This window comes from Gordonia otitidis NBRC 100426 (assembly GCF_000248075.1).
Taxonomy (GTDB): Bacteria; Actinomycetota; Actinomycetes; order Mycobacteriales; family Mycobacteriaceae; genus Gordonia; species Gordonia otitidis.
The window spans coordinates 1-2,818 of record NZ_BAFB01000165.1; the positions used below are offsets into that span (position 1 = coordinate 1).

4 protein-coding genes are annotated in these 2,818 nt (G+C 66.7%); all 4 read left to right on the forward strand.

All coding sequences use genetic code 11. The annotated features are described in order from the left end of the window. On the forward strand, positions 1-317 hold a 317-nt coding region (locus tag GOOTI_RS16185; protein WP_007239689.1), incomplete at its 5' end, for a class II glutamine amidotransferase domain-containing protein. Further along, entirely contained in the window at positions 305-1,036 is a 732-nt protein-coding gene (locus GOOTI_RS16190; protein ID WP_007239690.1) for a GltB/FmdC/FwdC-like GXGXG domain-containing protein, read from the forward strand. The genes GOOTI_RS16185 and GOOTI_RS16190, both read left to right, overlap by 13 nt. A 54-nt stretch (positions 1,037-1,090) precedes the next feature. After that, positions 1,091-2,425: an FMN-binding glutamate synthase family protein gene (locus GOOTI_RS16195; protein WP_007239691.1), complete on the forward strand. Its 1,335-nt coding sequence runs from the start codon at positions 1,091-1,093 to the stop codon at positions 2,423-2,425. After that, on the forward strand, positions 2,422-2,818 hold a 397-nt coding region (locus GOOTI_RS16200), incomplete at its 3' end, for an NAD(P)/FAD-dependent oxidoreductase (RefSeq protein ID WP_007239692.1). The genes GOOTI_RS16195 and GOOTI_RS16200, both read left to right, overlap by 4 nt.

Genomic DNA, 2,818 nt, shown 5'->3' on the forward strand with positions numbered 1-2,818 from the left:
TGCACTTCGACAGCGAGAACGACACCGAGGTCGGCGCACGCTTCGTCGCCCACCAACTAGCGCAGGGCAAGGATGTCGAGACCGCACTCAAGGAGGTGTGCGCCACCTTCGACGGCTTCTACACCCTCGTGGTCTCCAACCGCGACTCCTTCGCCGTGGTCCGTGACGCCATCGCCTGCAAGCCTGCCGTGATCGCCGAGACACCCGACTGGGTGGCCATGGCCAGTGAGTATCGCGCCCTTGCCCATCTTCCCGGCGTCGACGATGCCCGCATCTGGGAACCAGAGCCCGAGGTGGTCTACGCATGGACACGCTGACAGCCCCCCCGTCCACACCCCCGTCCACGGAGATCCCCATGAGCGACCTGCATTTCGACCTCGACACCACTCCACTGCGTGACGTGAACTCGGTTCTGCACGGCGATGTGTCCGGCGAGGTGGTGATCGACAACCCGCACGGCGCACACAGCGTGGCCGCCGGGGTCAACGCACCCGTCAAGATCACCGTCAACGGTCACGTCGGCTACTACGCCGCAGGCATGAACCAGCAGGCGGAAATCATCATCAACGGCAACGCGGGCACCGGCGTCGCCGAGAACATGATGAGCGGCACCGTCGTCGTCAAGGGCAACGCGTCGCAGTCCGCCGGCGCCACCGCACACGGTGGGCTGCTCGTCATCGAGGGTGACGCCGCAGCGCGGTGTGGCATCTCGATGAAGGGCGTCGACATCGTCGTGGGCGGCAACGTCGGCCACAACAGCGCGTTCATGGCGCAAGCCGGGCGCATGGTGGTCCGCGGCGACGCAGGCCAGGGGCTTGGCGACTCGATCTACGAAACACGCCTCTACGTACGCGGTTCGGTTGCCTCGCTCGGCGCCGACTGCATCGTCAAACCGATGCGGGCCGAACACCTCGAAGAACTCGCCGGACTGCTCAAGGCCGCCGGTTTCAAGGACGACGACCCCACAAAGTACACCCGCTACGGCTCAGCGCGCGAGCTCTACCACTTCCACGTCGACAACTCTTCGGCCTACTGAGCCGGTCGCGCTGCACGCCCTCGGGGGCGGCTCGACCAGCACAAGGAGAATCCCATGACCAATCTCAGCAACTCCCAGCGCGGCCTACGCGAGTCGGCGACCTTCGACCGCAACACGATCGCCGCAATCCAGCGCGCCGCAGAAACCGGAATCTACGACATCCGCGGTTGGGGTGCCAAGCGTAAACTGCCTCACTTCGACGACCTGCTCTTCCTCGGCGCATCCATGTCGCGCTACCCGCTCGAGGGGTACCGCGAACGCTGCGACACCGACGTCAAGCTGGGGACCCGCAACGCCAAATTCCCGCTGCACCTGCAGACCCCGGTCACCATCGCCGGAATGAGCTTCGGCGCGTTGTCCGCCGGGGCGAAGGAGGCTCTCGGCCGCGGTGCGTCGGAGGTCGGCACGTCGACCACCACCGGTGACGGCGGCATGACGCCTGAGGAACGCGGGCAGTCGAAGAACCTTGTCTATCAGTATCTTCCGTCGCGCTACGGCATGAACCCCGACGACCTGCGCAAGGCCGACGCGATCGAGGTCGTGCTCGGTCAGGGAGCGAAGCCCGGCGGTGGCGGAATGCTGTTGGGGCAGAAGATCTCCGAGCGTGTGGCCGCCATGCGCACGCTGCCCGAGGGCATCGATCAGCGCAGTGCATGCCGTCACCCCGACTGGACCGGCCCCGACGATCTCGCGATCAAGATCAACGAGCTGCGCGAGATCACCGACTGGGAGAAGCCGATCTACGTCAAGGTCGGTGCCACACGGACCTACTACGACGTCAAGCTCGCCGTGCACTCCGGCGCCGACGTCGTCGTCGTCGACGGCATGCAGGGTGGCACCGCCGCGACCCAGGACGTCTTCATCGAACACGTCGGCATCCCGACCCTGGCGGCCATCCCGCAGGCCGTGCAGGCGCTGCAGGAACTCAGTGTGCACCGTGAGGTCCAGCTCATCGTCTCGGGCGGCATCCGCAACGGTGCTGACGTCGCCAAGGCGATGGCACTGGGCGCCGACGCCGTCGCGATCGGAACGGCGGCGCTCATCGCGCTCGGCGACAACGATCCCCGATACTCCAACGAGTACGCCAAGCTGGGATCGGCCGCGGGCTTCTACGACGACTTCCAGGACGGACGCGATCCCGCGGGCATCACCACCCAGGATCCCGAGCTGTCGGCGCGGTTCGACCCCGTCGAGGGCGGTCGACGCCTTGCCAACTTCCTGCGGGTCATGACCATGGAAGCCCAGACCATCGCGCGTGCCTGCGGTAAGGCGCACCTGCAGCATCTCGAGCCCGAGGACCTGGTCGCCATCACGATAGAGGCGTCGGCGATGGCTCGCGTCCCGCTCGCGGGCACCAGCTGGATTCCGGGAACGGGGGCCGGGCTATGAGCACCCAGACCGCGTCGATCGTCATCATCGGTGGCGGACTCGAGGGCGTCGCCACGGCATGGGCCCTGGCGCAGCGCGGTATCACCGATGTCGTTGTCTGCGAACGGGACACCGTCGGCGGTGGCATGACCGGCAAGTCGTCGGGCATCGTGCGCTGCCACTACGGGGTCAGTTCCCTGGCGGCGATGGCCGCGACCGGCCTCGAGGTCTTCGAGAAGGCCGAGGAGATCTTCGGCACCGACATAGGCTTCCGGCAGACCGGCTACGTGGTCGGTGTCGGGGAGGCGAACGTCGACAACCTCAGGAAAAGCCTTGCCGCGCAGCGCGAGGTCGGCGTGCAGACCGAGGAGATGGACGTCTCCGAAGTCGCAAAGCTCTGGCCTGCGGCCGATC